Source organism: Kitasatospora sp. NPDC043949 (genome assembly GCF_056435365.1).
In genome coordinates, this window is sequence record NZ_JBWKEQ010000042.1 from 14,916 (window position 1) to 30,816 (window position 15,901).

General features: G+C 74.9%; 14 protein-coding genes. 10 read left to right on the forward strand and 4 right to left on the reverse strand.

Annotated features, from left to right (window positions below):
• Nucleotides 1-75: 75 nt before the first annotated feature.
• The 4 genes from AC07AL_RS28460 to AC07AL_RS28475 all read left to right on the forward strand — a co-directional run bounded on the left by AC07AL_RS28460 (nt 76) and on the right by AC07AL_RS28475 (nt 3,941).
• On the forward strand, nt 76-885 hold the full coding sequence (locus AC07AL_RS28460; protein WP_363629421.1) for a class F sortase: 810 nt from the start codon (nt 76-78) through the stop codon (nt 883-885).
• A 175-nt stretch (nt 886-1,060) separates the two neighbouring features.
• Complete coding sequence (locus tag AC07AL_RS28465) at nt 1,061-1,945, forward strand: hypothetical protein (RefSeq protein ID WP_363589698.1); 885 nt, start codon at nt 1,061-1,063, stop codon at nt 1,943-1,945.
• The gene (cseB, locus tag AC07AL_RS28470; RefSeq protein WP_478318694.1) at nt 1,942-2,727 is read left to right on the forward strand and encodes a two-component system response regulator CseB; all 786 of its coding nucleotides are present in this window, start codon (nt 1,942-1,944) and stop codon (nt 2,725-2,727) included. Before AC07AL_RS28465 ends, cseB begins: the two co-directional genes overlap by 4 nt.
• Complete coding sequence (locus AC07AL_RS28475; protein WP_363589696.1) at nt 2,724-3,941, forward strand: sensor histidine kinase; 1,218 nt, start codon at nt 2,724-2,726, stop codon at nt 3,939-3,941. Before cseB ends, AC07AL_RS28475 begins: the two co-directional genes overlap by 4 nt.
• Before the next feature lie 116 nt (nt 3,942-4,057).
• Here AC07AL_RS28475 and AC07AL_RS28480 read toward each other — a convergent pair whose 3' ends face one another.
• Nucleotides 4,058-4,300 (reverse strand): hypothetical protein, encoded by a 243-nt coding sequence (locus AC07AL_RS28480; RefSeq protein ID WP_363589325.1) that lies wholly within the window; start codon nt 4,298-4,300, stop codon nt 4,058-4,060.
• Between the two features lie 273 nt (nt 4,301-4,573).
• Between AC07AL_RS28480 and AC07AL_RS28485 the strand changes: the two genes are divergently transcribed.
• From AC07AL_RS28485 to AC07AL_RS28505, 5 genes are all read left to right on the forward strand, one after another.
• On the forward strand, nt 4,574-5,278 hold the full coding sequence (locus AC07AL_RS28485; protein ID WP_363589324.1) for a GNAT family N-acetyltransferase: 705 nt from the start codon (nt 4,574-4,576) through the stop codon (nt 5,276-5,278).
• Between the two features lie 262 nt (nt 5,279-5,540).
• The gene (locus AC07AL_RS28490; protein ID WP_350886666.1) at nt 5,541-6,803 is read left to right on the forward strand and encodes a MurT ligase domain-containing protein; all 1,263 of its coding nucleotides are present in this window, start codon (nt 5,541-5,543) and stop codon (nt 6,801-6,803) included.
• Nucleotides 6,804-6,849: 46 nt separating this feature from the next.
• Nucleotides 6,850-7,578 (forward strand): type 1 glutamine amidotransferase, encoded by a 729-nt coding sequence (locus tag AC07AL_RS28495; protein ID WP_363589322.1) that lies wholly within the window; start codon nt 6,850-6,852, stop codon nt 7,576-7,578.
• A 355-nt stretch (nt 7,579-7,933) separates the two neighbouring features.
• The gene (locus AC07AL_RS28500; RefSeq protein WP_350886672.1) at nt 7,934-8,959 is read left to right on the forward strand and encodes a 6-phosphofructokinase; all 1,026 of its coding nucleotides are present in this window, start codon (nt 7,934-7,936) and stop codon (nt 8,957-8,959) included.
• Nucleotides 8,960-9,083: 124 nt separating this feature from the next.
• Entirely contained in the window at nt 9,084-10,079 is a 996-nt protein-coding gene (locus tag AC07AL_RS28505) for a 2-hydroxyacid dehydrogenase (RefSeq protein ID WP_478318698.1), read from the forward strand.
• A 38-nt stretch (nt 10,080-10,117) separates the two neighbouring features.
• On the opposite strand, the gene AC07AL_RS28510 is transcribed toward AC07AL_RS28505, so the two are convergent.
• Nucleotides 10,118-11,191 (reverse strand): hypothetical protein, encoded by a 1,074-nt coding sequence (locus AC07AL_RS28510; protein WP_478318700.1) that lies wholly within the window; start codon nt 11,189-11,191, stop codon nt 10,118-10,120.
• Nucleotides 11,192-11,448: 257 nt separating this feature from the next.
• On the opposite strand from AC07AL_RS28510, the gene AC07AL_RS28515 reads away from it, so the two are divergent.
• Nucleotides 11,449-14,625 (forward strand): AfsR/SARP family transcriptional regulator, encoded by a 3,177-nt coding sequence (locus tag AC07AL_RS28515; protein WP_478318702.1) that lies wholly within the window; start codon nt 11,449-11,451, stop codon nt 14,623-14,625.
• 83 nt (nt 14,626-14,708) lie between these two features.
• On the opposite strand, the gene AC07AL_RS28520 is transcribed toward AC07AL_RS28515, so the two are convergent.
• The gene (locus AC07AL_RS28520) at nt 14,709-14,945 is read right to left on the reverse strand and encodes a hypothetical protein (RefSeq protein WP_363621049.1); all 237 of its coding nucleotides are present in this window, start codon (nt 14,943-14,945) and stop codon (nt 14,709-14,711) included.
• Nucleotides 14,946-15,080: 135 nt separating this feature from the next.
• A complete protein-coding gene (gene ddaH / locus AC07AL_RS28525; protein ID WP_400985934.1) occupies nt 15,081-15,893 on the reverse strand; it encodes a dimethylargininase in 813 nt (270 codons plus the stop codon).
• Nucleotides 15,894-15,901 lie beyond the last annotated feature (8 nt).

A 15,901-nucleotide genomic window follows, 5' to 3' on the forward strand; every position in this document is an offset into this window, starting at 1 on the left:
GGCCCCGAGTCCGCCGGGCACCCCGGCGCCGCCTCCCCGCCCTTGACCGGGCGGGGAGGCGGCGCCGGGGGCCCGGTGGGTACCGGGGCCCCGGCGGGCGGCGGGCAGCCCGACAGCACGCCCGGCGCCGACGAGCCGGCCCGCCACGGCCGCCCGCGCGGTGGCCGCAGCCGGCGGCGCCGCAAGGCCTCCCCCGGCCCGGGCACACTGCGCCGGACGGCGTTCGGCGCGGCGGGCCTGGCCTGCCTGGTGCTGGGCACCACCGTGGCGTTGTCCGGCCAGCAGACCCCGGTGGTGCGGGTCGAGCCCTCGGTGCACGGCAGTACCGACAACCCGGCGGCCGCGCCCTCGGGAGGCCCCGGAACCACCGGGACGGCCGGGAGCACCGGGAGTCCGGCCGGCGCGCCGAAGCCGTTCGCCGCCTCGGCGCCGACCCGGCTGCTGGTCCCGGCCGCCGGGGTGGACGCCCCCGTGACCGGCCTCGGGCTGAATCCCGACGGGACGGTCGAGGTGCCGGCCGCCGACCGGGCCGACGAGGTCGGCTGGTACCGCAACGGGCCGACGCCCGGGGAGGCCGGCCCCGCCGTCCTCATCGGGCACTACGACACCGCGCACGGCCCGGCGGTCTTCCACGGCGTGCCGAAGCTGCGGCCGGGCGACCTGATCCAGGTGCGGCGCGCGGACGGCAGCACCGTGGACTTCAAGGTCCGCTCGCTGCTCCAGGCCGCCAAGGACCGCTTCCCGACCGAAACGGTCTACGGTGACACTCCCGAACCCGCTCTCAGGCTCATCACCTGCGGCGGGCGGATCGGCTCGGACGGGCACTGGACGGACAACATCATCGTCCTGGCGGACCTGGCCGGTCCGGGCGGCGCGACCGGCTGAAGCCGCCGCGCCGCCCCGGTCGTCCCGGCCGTCGGGTCGTTTCGACTGTCGAACCGGCGCGGCGGCCGGGACGGCGGGACGGGAACCACCGACCGCCGTCCACGCGACCTACCACCGAGGCCCGTGCGGGGACGAACCGGCGCATCGCCGCAGACCAGGAGGACGAGCACCGACCGTGGCAGCAGCATCCCCACCCCGCCGCCGGCCCGTCGCCGTGCCGGTGGCGGCCCTCGCCGCCCTGGCCGTCCTCGTGACGCTCGCGGCCCTGGCCCTCGGCCGTGCCACCCCCGGCGGGCTCCAGGACCACGGCGCCACCCAGCCGGTGGCACCGCCGCTGGTGGCCCAGCCGCTCTGGCCCGACCTGGCGGCCTCCCCGCCGCCGCGCCCTCCCGCCACCGGCGCCGGGGCCGCCACGCAGGCCGCGCCGCAACCCGTCCCGGACGTGACCGTCCCCGGGCACGACATCAGGACGGTCGACGTCCGCACCGTCCTCGCCAAGGACTCCACGGTGGGCCCGGAGGAGCGGCGCGCCCTGGACTCCTGCCCCGCCTGCGACGTCCGCAGCCCCGAGTTCCGTGACCTCACCGGCGACGGGCGGGACGAACTGGTCGTCGCCGTCGTCACCCCCGGGCCCGTGGTCCTGCACGTCTACCTGCTGGCCGACGACCGGCTGCTGCCCATCCTCCAGGTCGAGGTGCTGAAGGGGTTCAGCGCCGCGACCGTGGGATCCGACCTGTGGCTCTACGAGCCGACCGGCGCGTTCGTCCGGACCAGCAGCCACTACCAGTGGGACGGCGTCCGGCTCGGCCTGCTGGAGCGGAAGGTCGAGGACACCGGCCCGATCGCCGGCCCGGGCGGCGGACCCGCGAACGGCAGTGCACAGACACCCACCAGCACGCCCAGCGCCGGCCCCGCCGTCTCCCCGCACGACGGCCACGCATCCGCCCAACCGAAGCCCGCCATACCCGAGCCGGGCGCCGGCGCGGGCGTCTCCTCCCCGAGGACGGCCGTCCCGGTCCCCATCCGCCCGTCCTCGGCTCCCTCGGAAGCGAAGCCATGAACCCCCCAGCCGCGCCCGCCCACCCGCACATCCTGCTCGTCGAGGACGACGAGGTGATCCGGGAGGCCACCCGGATGGCCCTGGAGCGCTACGGCTTCCCGGTCACCACGGCCGCCGACGGCCTGGAGGGTCTGGAGGCCTTCCACGCCGTGCGCCCCGACCTCCTCCTGCTGGACGTCATGCTGCCGCTCCTCGACGGGGTCGGCCTCTGCCGCCGGATCCGGGAGGAGAGCCAGCTGCCGATCCTGATGATGTCGGCGCGCACCGACCCGGTCGACGTGGTGTCCGGTCTGGAGGCCGGGGCGGACGACTACGTCGTCAAGCCCTTCGAGAGCGCCGTGCTGGTCGCCCGGATCCGCACCGTGCTGCGCCGGGTGCGGGTGGTCCCGGCCGAACCCGCGCTGCCCGAGGAGCCGGTGGACCCCGCCGTCCCCGTCGCAGCGCCTGCTGCCGTCCCCGCCACCGCCGTTCCCGCGGACACCCCCTCCCCCGCGCTGCGCAGCTTCGACGGCATGCAGGTGGACACCGACAGCATGGAGGTGCGCGTCGACGGCCACCTCGTCCCGCTCACCCCCACCGAGCTGCGGCTGCTGCTGGAGTTCACCGCCGCGCCCGGCATCGTGCTGGAGCGCTCCACCCTGCTGGAACGCGTCTGGGACTACGACTGGGGCGCCGACACCCGGGTGGTGGACGTCCACGTGCAGCGGCTGCGCGCCAAGATCGGCTCCGGCCGGATCGAGACCGTCCGCGGGTTCGGCTACAAGCTGCGGCGTCCGGCATGACCCTGCGCCGTCAGATCGCCACCGCCGTCGCCGCCATCGCCGTCCTGGTGGCGGTGGCCGTCGGCCTGCTGGTCCACCAGGCGATGATCCGTCAGCACGTGGACCAGGCCCGCGCCGCCGCGCTCGCCGCGCTCGGCTCGGCCGTGGACACCTACAAGCGCGGCGAGGTCACCGACCGGTTCGCCCTGGACGACCCGGCGCTGCCCGAGGGGCTGCGGACGCTCGCGGCCGGCGGCCGCGAGGGCTCGCTGCTCGCCGGCGGTCCGCAGGGCGAGTCGATGTGGGCGGCCCGACCGGTCCAGACCGGGGTGCTCTCCGTGCGGGTGGACTTCACCCAGGACCGGCAGGCGATCGCCGACCTCGACCGGATCATCCTGATCACCGTCGTCGCCGCCGTCTTCACCACGGTCCTGGCCGGCGTCCTGGTCGCCGACCGGATCAGCCGCCGACTGCGCACCGCGGCGACGGCCGCCCGGGGCATCGCCGCCGGCCGGACGGACACCCGGATCGGCGAGCTCGTCGACGGGAAGGACGAGGTCGCCGACCTCGCCGCCGCCGTCGACCTGATGTCCCGCACCCTGCACCAGCGGCTGGAGGACGAGCAGCGCTTCACGGCGGACGTCGCCCACGAACTGCGCACCCCGCTCACCGGCCTGGTCACCGCCGCCGAGTTGCTCCCGCCCGGCCGCCCCACCCAGCTCGTCCAGAACCGGGTACAGGCCCTGCGCTCGCTGGTCGAGGACCTGTTGGAGGTCTCCCGCCTCGACGCCGACGCCGAGATCCCGGACTTCGCCCCCGTCCCGCTGGAGCGGGCGGTGCGCCGCACCGTCACGCTCACCGGCCTGGAGGTCGACGTGGACGTGGACGTGGCCGCCGACCGCCAGGTCCGCACCGACCTGCGCCGCCTCGACCGCATCCTCGGCAACCTGCTGATCAACGCCCACCGGCACGGCACCGCGCCGATCCGGCTGCACGTCGACGGCCACCGGATCACCGTCCGCGACCACGGCCCCGGCTACCCCGACGACCTCCTCGCCCGCGGCCCCCAGCGCTTCCGCACCAACGCCCCCGAACGCGGACGCGGCCACGGCCTCGGCCTCACCATCGCCACCGGCCACGCCCGCGTCATCGGCGCCGGCCTCACCTTCACCAACCACCCCGACGGCGGCGCCCTCGCCACCCTCACCCTGCCCGACGACCCGTCCCACCCCTGACCGCTCGACCGCAGCCGTGAGACATGGCCGCCGTGTGGCAGCCGCTGGAGCAGCGGCTGCCACACGGCGGCCGGGGCCTGAGGGCGGCCCCCGTACGGCCGCCGCTCAGTCGCCGCTCAGCTGTCGCTCGGCTGGACGACGCACGCCGAGTTCGCGAGCATCGACCCGAAGCCGCCGAGCAGCGTGGAGACGACAGCCTTGCAGGCGGCAGCCTCCTGGGGCGTCTTGGGCCCGTCGGCGGCGGCGGCCGGCTGGGCGAGGGCGATCGGCGCGGCCAGCAGCAGTGCGCAGCACGCCACGCCCAGTACGGACCGCTGCACGAGGGCGGACTTCTTCAGGAAGGACGACGGGAAGGACATGTGAGCCCCTTCGGGGGAGGTGGGATCGGCGAAAAGCCGAGCCATCCCTATCCGAAGGGGCTCACCCGTTCCCGGATTCTGCGCCATCCGTGAGCGTGTCCAGGTCAATGGTCCGGTCGGGGCCGGGCGATCGCCCCGGGCCCGTCGGCCACCCTGGTGCCCGAGCCCGGCCGAGCCCCCCGAAACATGGTCACGCTCCGGAACCGCCCAGGTCATTCCTGCGTTCACGATCACGTAACCGGCCGGAAGCGCGGCGTCGGTAGCGTCGGCGGCATGACGGCATCACGCACTCGCCCCGAACGGCTCTGGCACCGGCCTTTCCGCAGGTCCGAGCGCAGGTGCGCGGCGCCCGAGGGCCAGGCCGCCCGGCTGCCCGCGCTCACCGGGGGCCCGTTGCGGTCCGCCCGCCCGCACCCCCCGGTCGACCGGCCGCGAGCCGTGACGGACCCGGACCGGGAGGCGCCGTCCCGGCTGACGCTGGCGGACGGGACGGCGCTGACGCTGCGCCCCGCCGGACCGGCCGACCGGGCCGCGGCCCTGGCGATGCACCTCCGCTGCTCCCCCGCCTCGCTGCGGCTGCGCTACCACGGGCCGGTCCGCGACGCCGGCCGCTACCTGGACCACCTGCTGGACGCCCGGCACGGCCACAGCCTCGCCGCGACGGCCGCCGACGGGCGGATCGTCGCCCTCGGGCACCTGATGTGGGACGACGACGAGGCGGAGCTGGCGGTGCTGGTCGAGGACGCCTGGCAGCGGCGCGGACTCGGTCCGGCCCTGCTGCGGCAGCTGTCGGCGGCGGCCCGGGCGGCCGGTGTCACGACCGTGTACGCGGTGACCCACGCCTCCAACACCGGGCTGATCACCGCGATGCGCCGGCTGGCCGCGCCGCTGGACTTCCGGGCCGAGGACGGCACCCTGGTGATCACCGCCACGCTGGCCGCGGACGAGCCGGTCTCCTGCGCCCGCCCGGGCCGCTGATCTTTTCTTCACCACATCCTCACCCGGGAACCCCGAGAGCCCGGAGAGCGTCCCAAGCGGCGAAGGCCCCCTCCGTACACCGTCTTCCCCGACGATCCGTCAGGACGCCCGAGGCGGCGCCTCCGGCCGTGTCGCAGCAGGCTGCCTGGGGTCCGGATCGTCGAGCCGGGCGGCGGAGTCGGTAGGCTGGCCCCGTCCCCGCCGCCCGACGGCCCGTTGATCCGGACCCGGGTGGTGCCGCAGCAAGGAGGAACCACTGAGCATGGCAGGCACCGAATCGGAGCCCACAGGCGCACGCGACGCCTCGCTGCCGGCCCGCGCCAAGATCGCGGTCACGGCCGGTCGGGTCGCTGCCGCCGTGTCCCGCAAGGCCGGACGCGGAAGCGGCTCGGTGATCGGCGGCAAGGTCGCCCTGAGGCTCGACCCCGACCTGCTCGCCACCCTCGCCGACCACCTCGACGTCGTCCTGGTCAGCGCCACCAACGGCAAGACCACCACGACCCGCCTGATCGCCGAGGCGCTGCGCGCCGCCGGCCCGGTGGTCTCCAACGCCCTGGGCGCCAACATGCCGGCCGGCATCACCTCCGCCCTGGCCGGTGGTTCGGACGCCCGCTTCGGCGTGATCGAGGTCGACGAGAAGTACCTGGCGGGCGTCGCCCGCGACACCCGCCCCAAGGCGATCGCCCTGCTCAACCTCTCCCGCGACCAGCTCGACCGCGCCGCCGAGACCCGGATGATGGCCGAGAAGTGGCGCGAGGGCCTTCAGGACACCGAGGCCGTGGTCATCGCCAACGCCGACGACCCGCTGGTGACCTGGGCCGCCTCGTCCTGCAAGAAGGTGGTCTGGGTGGCCGCCGGGCAGGCCTGGAAGGAGGACGCCTGGTCCTGCCCCGCCTGCGGCGGTGTGATGCAGCGCCCCGGCGACGACTGGTTCTGCCAGGAGTGCGGCTTCCGGCGCCCCAACCCGCACTGGGCGCTCCAGGGCACCCACGTGATCGACCCGCAGCGCGGCGCCTGGCCGATCCAGCTCCAGCTGCCCGGCCGGGCCAACCTGGCCAACGCCACCAGCTCGGCCGCCGTCGCCGCCGTGTTCGGCGTCTCCCCGCAGGTCGCGCTGGAGCGGATGCGCTCGGTCACGGCCGTGGCCGGCCGCTACGACGTGGTCCAGTACCAGGGCCGGGACATCCGGCTGCTGCTGGCCAAGAACCCGGCCGGCTGGCTGGAGACGTTCTCGCTGATCGACGGCCCGCCCGCGCCGGTGATCCTGTCCGTCAACGCGCTCGACGCCGACGGCACGGACACCTCCTGGCTGTGGGACGTCGACTACGAGCGCCTCGCCGGGCACCCGGTGTTCGTGATGGGGCAGCGCAAGCTGGACCTGGCCGTCCGCCTGGAGGTCGCCGGACTGCAGTTCCACGTGGTGGACACGCTGGAGCAGGCCGTCCGGATGGCCCCGCCCGGCCGGATCGAGGCCATCGCCAACTACACCGCCTTCCAGCAGCTGCGGAAGGTCGTGGCCGGCTGATGCCGCGCCTGCAGCCCCATCTGATCGTGACGGAAGGCCTTCGAGGATGAGTGAGAGCAGCCTGCGCGTGGTCTGGGTCTACCCGGACCTGCTCAGCACCTACGGCGACCGCGGCAACGCCCTGGTCGTGGAGCGCCGGGCCCGCCAGCGCCATCTCAACGTGACCCGGATCGACGTCCGCTCCGACCAGGCGGTCCCCACCAGCGGCGACATCTACCTGATCGGCGGCGGCGAGGACCGTCCGCAGCGGCTCGCCGCCGAGCGGCTGCGCAACGACAGCGGCCTGATCCGGGCCTCCGAGAACGGCGCGATCATCTTCGGCGTCTGCGCGGGCTTCCAGATCATGGGCCACGAGTTCGTCAACGACCTCGGCGAGCGCGAGCCGGGCCTCGGCCTGCTCGACGTCTGGACCACCCGCGGCGACGGCGCCCGCTGCGTCGGCGATGTCCTCGCCGACGTCGACCCGCGCCTCGGCCTGCCGCAGCTGACCGGCTTCGAGAACCACCAGGGCGTCACCCACCTCGGCCAGGGCGTCCAGCCGCTGGCCACCGTGGTCGCCGGCCGGGGCAACGGCACCGGCGACGGCACCGAGGGCGCCTGGCGGGACACCGTGTTCGGCACCTACCTGCACGGCCCGGTGCTGGCCCGCAACCCCGCCGTGGCCGACATGCTGATCAAGCTGGCGCTGGACGTCAACGCCCTGCCGCCGGCCGACACCACCTGGTACGACGCGCTGCGCGCCGAGCGCATCGCCGCCACGACGCGCCCCGCGTAGTACGTCCGTCCGCCCCGACGCCCGGGTGCCCGCGATGCGGTCACCCGGTTCAGGGGCGGCCCCGGACGTACCACAATGGGGCTGCCTACTGCACACCCTCCTCGGCAGCAGGCTGCACTTTCCGCGCGGGGGCGCCGACGGCGCCGCTCCCGCGTCGGCTCCTGCCCGGCCGGACCAGGGGCCGTATGCTCGACTTCGCGGCCGTTTTCGGGCGTTCTGTCCGGATCGGCCGGTCCTTCACCCCGCGGCCACCTCCCCGCCACTCCGGCGTGGGAGCGCCCCGCTACGGTGACGGCTCGTCGTCCCAGCCTGTAGTCCGGCCGTTCCTCGGTTCTGCTCGGGAGTTGCAAAGCTAATGCGTATCGGAGTGCTGACCAGCGGCGGTGACTGCCCCGGCCTGAACGCGGTGATCCGTTCCGTGGTCCACCGGGGGGTGGTCGACCACGGCGACGAGATCATCGGTTTCCAGGACGGCTGGCGCGGTCTCCTGGAGGGCGTCCACCGGCCGCTCACCCTCGACTCGGTGAGCGGCATCCTGGCCCAGGGCGGCACGATCCTCGGCTCGTCCCGGGTCCAGCCCAGCCACCTGCGCGACGGCGTCGAGCGCGCCAAGCGACTGTGCGCGGACCTCGGCATCGACGCGGTGATCCCGATCGGCGGCGAGGGCACCCTGAAGGCCGCCAAGCTGATGAGCGACGCCGGACTGCCGGTGGTCGGGGTCCCGAAGACCATCGACAACGACATCGCCTCCACCGACGTCACCTTCGGCTTCGACACCGCCGTCTCGGTCGCCACCGAGGCGCTGGACCGGCTGAAGACCACCGCCGAATCCCACCAGCGGGTCATGGTCGTCGAGGTCATGGGCCGGCACACCGGCTGGATCGCGCTCAACGCGGGCATGGCGGCCGGCGCGCACGCCATCGTCGTCCCGGAGCGTCCGTTCCACATCGACAAGCTGACCGCCGTCGTCCGCGAACGCTTCGACCGGCAGAAGAAGTTCGCCATCGTGGTCTGCGCCGAGGGCGCCAAGCCCGAGCCCGGCACCATGCACTGGGAAGAGGGCACCAAGGACATCTACGGCCACGAGCGGTTCACCGGCATCGCCACCCAGCTCTCCCGCGAGCTGGAGCACCGGCTCGGCAAGGAGGCCCGCCCGGTGATCCTCGGCCACACCCAGCGCGGCGGCACCCCGACCGCGTACGACCGGGTGCTCGCCACCCGCTTCGGCTGGCACGCCGTCGAGGCCGTCCACAAGGGCGCGTTCGGGCACATCACCGCGCTGCAGGGCACCGACATCAACCTGGTGCCGATCGCCGAGGCCGTCGCCGAGCTGAAGACCGTCCCGCAGGAGCGCTACCTGGAGGCGGAGACGGTCATCTGACCTCCCCCACCCCGTCGAGGGCCCGGACCGCTACCGGTCCGGGCCCTCGTGCGTCCGACGGGCGCCCCTGCGACGGCCCCGCTAGCGTGGCCGGTGGAGCGGACCACTCGCGGAAGGGCAACCGATGGAGATCCTCGCGTACGGGGTGCAGGCCGACGAACGGCCGCTGCTGGAACAGGCCTTCGCCGGCCGGCACGGGCTGCGCTGCCTGAGCATGTTCCTCAACCGCGACACCGCCCCACTCGCCGCCGGCTACCCGGCCGTCAGCAGCAGCGTCAACGCCGTCCTCGACGCCGAGACCCTCACCGTCCTCGCCGCCGGCGGCACCAAGCTGATCGCCCAACGCTCCACCGGCTTCAACAACATCGACCTCGACGCCGCCGCCGACCTCGGCCTCACCGTCGCCCGGGTCTCCTACTACAGCCCCTACGCCGTCGCCGAACACGCCTGGACGCTGGCCCTGGCCGTCAACCGCCGGATCGTCCGGGCCGCTGGACGCAGCCGCGAGTTCGACTTCCGCCTCGACGGCCTCCTCGGCCGGGACGTCCACGGGATGACGGTCGGCGTCATCGGCACCGGCAAGATCGGCGAGTGCTTCACCCGCATCGCGGCCGGCTTCGGCACCGAACTGCTCGGCTGGGACATCGCCCGGAACCCGGCCTGCCTCGACCTCGGCATGACCTACACCGAACTGCCCGAACTCCTCACCCGCGCCGACCTCATCAGCCTCCACGTCCCCCTGCTCCCCGCCACCCACCACCTGATCGACGCCGCAGCGCTGGCGCGGATGAAGGACGACGCCATCCTCGTCAACTCCAGCCGCGGCGGCCTCATCGACAGCGCCGCCCTCGTCGAGACCCTGCGCGCCGGGCGCCTGTCCGGCGTCGGCCTCGACGTCTACGAGGAGGAAACCGGCGTCTTCTTCACCGACCGCTCCATCGAAGGCATCACCGACGACGTCCTCGCCCGCCTCGTCACCTTCCCCCAGGTCCTCGTCACCAGCCACCAGGCCTACTTCACCCACACCGCCGTCGGCCAGATCATCGACGCCACCGCCCGCAACATCGACGACTACGCCGCCGGACGCACCAACGAGAACACCCTCGTACCGAGGAACTGACCCGTCGTCCAAGAGGGCGGCCCGGGGATCGGGCGTGTTCAGCCGTGTTTCGACTCCGGCAGGCGGGCGCAGGGGGCGCCGTCCGGGGTGTCGGGGGCGGTGGTGTCCCAGGCCCGCAGGGCCGTGAGGGCGGCGGCGCGGGCGGGGGCCGTCGGGCGGACGCCCTCCGGGGCGAGCAGGAAGTCGGCGACCGGGGTGAGCAGCAGGGTGGCGGGTCCGGCCGGGAGGAGGCGGGCCTCGTCCCACTGGTGCCGGATGACGGTGCGGCGCAGCAGGGTGCCGTGCCGCGGCCGGAGCGGGCGGGCGAGGGATTCGCGGCGGCGGAGTTCGGGGGCGACCTCGGCCTCCAGGACGGTACGCACGCCCCCCAGGGAGCCCAGCGGCACGTGTTCGGCGGCGAGGTCGAGCAGCGCGACGGCCTCCGGGGCGAGCCGGTAGGCGGCGACCACGGCGGCGGTCTCGACGGGCTCGAAGGACTGCCGGCCCAGGCGGGCCACGTCGATCACGTCACCCGCCCGGAAGGCGCGGCCGAGTCCCTCCTCCGCGAGGGCGATCAGGCACTCGACGTGGTCGTCGGCCGCCAGGTAGGGCCGGACCGGGACGGTGGCGAGGTCGCCGGTGAGCGCGGCGGTGCCGAGCCGGATCTGGTACCACGGGTCGAGCAGCGGGTCCTCGGCCGGCCAGCGCAGGGTGACGGAGGTGTGCCGGGGGCGCTCGCCGATCAGGGTGACCTCCACGGACTCCACCGGGTGTTCGGTGACCAGCCGGCTGACGGCCTGCCAGAGCGCGGCCTCGGTGGGGCTGACGAGGGTGAGCTCGCCCAGCGGCCGGGGCAGGTCGGACGGGTAGTAGCCGGCCAGCGGGAGGTCGCGGATCGGGCGCACCCCGGTGGCGTCGGCGAGGTCGCGGGCGATCCGGGCGTAACAGTCGGCCCGGTCGCGGGCGCGCTGAAGTTCGGCGCGGGCGTGCTCGCCCATCCGGACGTCCTCCCGGACGAGCGCGGCGAGCACCAGGTAGGGGAGGTCGCGGGCGCCGCGGGCGCGGTGGAGCAGTTCGACCGGTCCGGCGACCGGGTCGACGTCGAGCAACCGGTAGAGCAGGTCGGTGTTCACTGGCGTCGGCCTCCGAGAGACGTGGTGGTCGCCCGGGCGGCGACACCCGGGGGGTGTGGCGGGCCCGGCGGGTCGTACCGGGCCGACGGCTGGGGCCACACCAGTGATTGTGACGGTGGGCGATCAACACCGGATCACTACGGGGTCGACGATCCCTCGACAGCCCACCGGCTGGCGTGGGTTGATAGTGACTCATCAATCGGGGGGCAGACGCGTGCGTGGGCGGGGGCGGGCACATGAAGCGGGCAGGTGCACGAATGGGTGATTTCCGGTTCTCGGTGCTGGGGTTGATGAGAGCGCAGCGCGGCACGACCGTGCTGAAGGTCGGCAGTCCCCAGCAGCAGGCGATGCTGGCGGTGCTGCTGCTCCGGCCGGGGCACGGCGCGAGCGCCACGGACCTGATCGACGCCCTGTGGGGTGAGGAGCCGCCGAGCACCGCGGTGACGACGGTGCGGACGTACGCCTGGCGGTGGCGCAAGATCCTGCACGGCGACGAGCCGGACGCGCCGACCGTGCTGACCTCGGTCGGGGACGGCTACCGGCTGGTGCTGCCCAAGCACTCCGTGGACGCGGCGCAAGGGGAGGAACTGGCGGCGCAGGCCGAGCGCACGGCGGCCGCCGGACAGCCGCAGCAGGCGCGTGACCTGCTGAACCAGGCGCTGGAGCTGTGGCAGGGCGAGCCGCTGGCCGGCATCCCCGGCCCGTTCGCGCAGCGGCAGCGCCAGCGGTTGCAGGAGCTCCGGCTGACCCTGCTGGAGGAACGGATCGCCCTGGATCTGACGCTGGGCCGCTTCTCCCGGTGCATCCCGGAGCTGACCGCGCTGACCACCGAGCACCCGCTGCACGAGCGGGCGTACGGGCTGCTGATGCGCGCGCTGTACCAGGCCGGGCGGCAGGCGGACGCGCTGGCGGTGTACCGGGGCGTGCGTCAGTTGTTCCTGGACGAGCTGGGGGTGGAGCCCGGGGCCGACCTGGACCAGCTGCACCGGCGGATCCTGGAGGGCGACCTGTCGCTCGCCGCCCCGGCGCCGCCCGTGGCGCTGCTTTCCAGCCCGGTGAAGCCGGCCGGGCCCGGGCCCGAGGCGCAGGATCCGCCGGACGGCCCCGCGGCGGCGGGTGCGCCCGCCGCGCCCGCCGGCACCACCACGGCGTCGCCCAGACCGGCCCAGCTGCCGCCCGACGCGGCGGACTTCACCGGCCGCACCGTCCTGGTCGAGCGGCTGGGCGAGGCCCTCGGCGCCCCGGACCAGCAGGCGCTGGTGATCGCGACCGTGGTCGGCATGGGAGGGGTCGGCAAGACCGCGCTGGCCCTGCACGTCGCCCACCGGGCCCGCGACGCCTACCCCGACGGGCAGCTCTACGTCGACCTGCGGGGCGCCGACACCACGCCGGCCGACCCGGAGGCGGTGCTCAGCAGCTTCCTGGTGGCGCTCGGCGTGCCGGCCGACGGGGTGCCCGAGGGGCTGGACGCCCGCTCGGCGCTGTTCCGCTCGGTGGTCGACGGCCGGCGGCTGCTGCTGGTGCTCGACAACGTCCACGACACCGCGCAGATCAGACCGCTGCTGCCGGGCGCGGTCGGCTGCGCCGTACTCACCACCAGCCGTACCCGGCTCTCGGGCCTGCCCGCGTCCGTCCAGGCCGACCTCGGCGTGTTCGAGCCGGCGGAGGCGCTCGAACTGCTGGGCCGCACGATCGGCGGCGAGCGGCTGGCCGCCGAGCCGGAGGCCGCCCGGGAGCTGCTGCTCGTCTGCGGCCACCTGCCGCTCGCGGTGCGGATCGTGGCGGCCCGGCTGGCCGCCCGGCCGAGCTGGACGGTCCAGACGCTGGGCCGCCGGCTGGCGGTCGAACGGCGGCGGATCGACGAGCTGCGCATCGGCGACCTGGCGGTGGAGGCCGCCTTCGAACTGAGCTACCGCCAGTTGACGCCCGCCCAGGCCCGGGCGTTCCGGCTGGCCGCCTCGGTGGACGGCCCGGACATCGGGCTGCCCGCCGCGGCCGCCCTGCTGGACCTGGACGAGTACGACGCCGAGGACCTGCTGGAGTCTCTGGTGGACGTGGCGATGATGGAGTCGCCGTTCCCCGGCCGCTACCGCTACCACGACCTGCTGCGCGCCTTCGCCCGGCGGCGCCCGGACCACCCGGGCGCGGCCGTGGAGGCCCGTGACCGGCTGCTGGACCACCTGCTGGCCACCGCGTGCGCGGCCTTCCAGCACGCCGTCCCGGGAGATCCGGCCGCCGGTGCGCTCGGGCCGGCCCGCAGCGCGGGCGTGGACCTCGGCGGCCCGGACGGCGCCCGGGCCTGGGCCGAGGCGGAGGGTTCCGGGGCGATCGCGCTCGCCGCCCAGGTGGCGTGCTGGACCGTCGCGGACGACGCCGCGCCGGCCCCGGCCGACGGCGCGGCACCGGACCCGTTGCGCGCCGCGATCGACCTGCTGATCGCGCTGACGCCGTTCGTCCTCGCCCCGCCCAGCCGCCAGCTCGCCAGTACGGCGGAGGCCCTGGCCGCCGCCGCGAACCACCACGCCGACCACCGGGCAGCTGGTCGGGCGCACTTCCTCCGCGGCAACGTCGCCCTGGCCGCCACCCGGTTGGAGGAGGCCGAGGCGGCCTCCCGGCTGGCGGTGGCCGCCTCCCGCTCGGCGGGCGACACGGTGATCCTGCGCCAGGCGCTGAACGACCTCGGCCTGGTCTGCCAGTTCCTCAGCCGCTACGACGAGGCCGTCGGGCACTACGACGAGGCGCTGCTGCTGGCCCGCGAACTCGGCCACCGCTCCGGGGCGCTGGTGACGACGGTGAACGCCGCGTTGGCCCGGGTGCGCAGCGGGCGGGCCGCCGAGGCCGTGCCGATCTGCCACGAGGCGCTGGCCGAGCTGCGGACCCGGCACGACGATCCCGGCCGGGCGTACACGCTGTACGTGCTGGGGCTGGCGCTGCACGGGCTGGGGCGGCACGAGGAGGCCGTCACCTGGTTCGGCGAGTGCCTGGCGGTGGCCTCGGCGGCCGGGCTGCGGGCCCGGGCCGCGCACGCCCGCTACCGGATGGCGGACAGTCTGCGCTCGCTGGGTCGGACGGACGAGGCGCTGGAGCACGCCGGGCAGGCGCTGACGCTGTGCGAGGAGCTGGGGGCCGAGCGGGACCAGGGCCAGGCGCTGGTGGTGCTGGGCCGAACGCTGGCGGACCTCGGGCGAGAGGCCGAGGCGTGGGGCCGGCTGCGGGAGGCGCATCGGATCTTCGTCCGGCTGGGGCTGCCGGAGGCGGAGGAGGTGGCGGGGCTGCTGCCCCGGGGGGAGGGTCCGAACGCTTCGGCCGCTACGGCTGCTTCGGCTTCTTCGGCTCCGTCGACGTCGTCGGCTCCGTCCGTCCCGGACGGGCGTCGGGGCGGTGGCCGGGGGGCGTCGGGCGCTCCGGTGACGAGCTGCGGGCCGGGCCGCTGACGAGCTGATGACCGGTCACTGAAGAATCGATCCTGCCGCTTTCCGGTGCGGTCAGGAGCCAGTGCGGTCAGGAACTGGTGCGGTCAGGAGCCGGTGCTGTTCCAGTCGCCGGTGCTGCCGTGGACGGTGCCGGTGGGGCTGGGCTGGGCGGGGGTGGGCGTCGGCGTCGCGTCGCCGCTCACCACCGTCGCCGTCCCGGTGCCGGCCGTCTCCGCCACGGCGGCCGTGGCGGAGAGGCCGGCGCCCAGGGCGACGACCACCCCGAGACCGACCGTGAACAGCCGGAGGCGGGTGGGGGCGGTGGCCGGACGCTGCGTCATCTCTGGTGCTCCCTTGGCTCGCTTCCCCGGTGGGAAGGGCTTCCGTCGTGGTGTGCCACCAGTCTGGCCGGGAGCGTTCAACGGCGGATCTACAGCCGAGCACCACTGATCACGGCCTCCCGTCGAGGCCGTCGTTCAGGCCGCCGCGCGGATCTCCAGGGTGCAGCACTTGACGCTGCCACCGCCCTTGAGCAGCTCGCTGAGGTCCATCCCGATCGGCCGGAACCCGCGCTCCCGCAGCCGCGCGGCCAGGCCGACGGCCGCCTCCGGCAGCACCACGTGCAGGCCGTCGCTCACGGCGTTGAGGCCGAACACCGCCGCGTCGGCGCCGTCCACCAGCAGGGCGTCGGGGAACAGCCGGCGCAGGACGGCACGGCTGCCGGCCGAGAAGGCCTCCGGGTGGTACATGATCTCGTCGCCGTCCAGCACGGCCAGCGCGGTGTCCAGGTGGTAGAAGCGCGGGTCGACCAGCTCCAGGCCGATCACCGGGCGCCCGAAGAACTCCTGGGCCTCCGCGTGCCCGTCGGCCACGCTGCGGAAGCCCCGCCCGGCCAGCACGGAGCTCGCGGTCAGCAGCAGGTCCCCCTCGCCCTCGTTGACGTGCTCCGGATCGCGCGTCTCGAAGCCCCGGGCGCGGAACCACTCCAGGTAGGCCGGGCCCTCGGCGGCCCGCTCGGCGTTGCGGAAGCGGGCGCCGAGCACCTTGCCGTCCACCACGGTGGCGCCGTTGGCGGCGTAGACCATGTCGGGCAGGCCGGGCAGCGGGTCGATCAGGTCGACCCGGTGGCCGAGCTCGCCGTAGAGGGCGTGGAGCCGCTCCCACTGGGCGACGGCGAGGTCGGTGTCGACCGGCTTCGCCGGGTCCATCCACGGGTTGATCGCGTAGGTGACCTCGAAGTGGGTCGGACGGCACATCAGGTAGTGGCGCGGGCGGGCGGTGCGGGTCATGGGAGGCT

What these genes read in the sequence shown, in the direction of transcription:
- AC07AL_RS28500 (WP_350886672.1), top strand. Translation starts at nt 7,934, where the DNA reads ATGCGTATCGGAGTGCTGACCAGCGGCGGTGACTGCCCCGGCCTGAAC.
- AC07AL_RS28475 (WP_363589696.1), top strand. Translation starts at nt 2,724, where the DNA reads ATGACCCTGCGCCGTCAGATCGCCACCGCCGTCGCCGCCATCGCCGTC.
- AC07AL_RS28495 (WP_363589322.1), top strand. Translation starts at nt 6,850, where the DNA reads ATGAGTGAGAGCAGCCTGCGCGTGGTCTGGGTCTACCCGGACCTGCTC.
- AC07AL_RS28490 (WP_350886666.1), top strand. Translation starts at nt 5,541, where the DNA reads ATGGCAGGCACCGAATCGGAGCCCACAGGCGCACGCGACGCCTCGCTG.
- AC07AL_RS28505 (WP_478318698.1), top strand. Translation starts at nt 9,084, where the DNA reads ATGGAGATCCTCGCGTACGGGGTGCAGGCCGACGAACGGCCGCTGCTG.
- AC07AL_RS28520 (WP_363621049.1), bottom strand. Translation starts at nt 14,945, where the DNA reads ATGACGCAGCGTCCGGCCACCGCCCCCACCCGCCTCCGGCTGTTCACG.
- cseB (WP_478318694.1), top strand. Translation starts at nt 1,942, where the DNA reads ATGAACCCCCCAGCCGCGCCCGCCCACCCGCACATCCTGCTCGTCGAG.
- AC07AL_RS28480 (WP_363589325.1), bottom strand. Translation starts at nt 4,300, where the DNA reads ATGTCCTTCCCGTCGTCCTTCCTGAAGAAGTCCGCCCTCGTGCAGCGG.
- AC07AL_RS28515 (WP_478318702.1), top strand. Translation starts at nt 11,449, where the DNA reads ATGGGTGATTTCCGGTTCTCGGTGCTGGGGTTGATGAGAGCGCAGCGC.
- ddaH (WP_400985934.1), bottom strand. Translation starts at nt 15,893, where the DNA reads ATGACCCGCACCGCCCGCCCGCGCCACTACCTGATGTGCCGTCCGACC.
- AC07AL_RS28485 (WP_363589324.1), top strand. Translation starts at nt 4,574, where the DNA reads ATGACGGCATCACGCACTCGCCCCGAACGGCTCTGGCACCGGCCTTTC.